At 41.3% G+C, this 363-nt stretch carries 1 protein-coding gene; it reads left to right on the top strand.

The features are described from left to right. Positions 1-286 (top strand): CoA-binding protein (locus tag C1E99_RS01110; protein ID WP_193441774.1); only part of this gene is annotated, 286 nt, incomplete at its 5' end. Positions 287-363 lie beyond the last annotated feature (77 nt).

The following is a 363-nucleotide window of genomic DNA, read 5'->3' as shown; positions in this document are numbered from 1 at the left end:
AGTTAATCCCAAGGCTGCTGGTGGAACTATTTTAGGCGAGTTGGTCTATAGTAGTCTAGCAGAGATTGACCAACCTATTGATATTGTAGATGTTTTCCGTAGAAGTGAATTTTTACCAGAGGTAGCACAGGAATTTATCCAGTCGAACGCCAAAGTTTTCTGGGCTCAACTTGGTTTAGAAAGTCAAGAAGCAGAAAAACTGTTGCGTCAGGCAGGTCGTAACGATATTGTCATGAATAAATGTATCAAGATTGAATATCTTGAAATGAAAGAACAATACGAATAGAGGCTGGGCAAAAAGCCCAGCGGCTACTACTCAGAGTTCGTGTCAACATCTCAGCGCAGTGGTTGATTGGCAGATTT

It is taken from the genome of Streptococcus suis (assembly GCF_002964045.1).
GTDB classification, from domain to species: Bacteria; Bacillota; Bacilli; order Lactobacillales; family Streptococcaceae; genus Streptococcus; species Streptococcus suis_U.
This window is presented reverse-complemented; position numbering and strand designations above follow the sequence as displayed.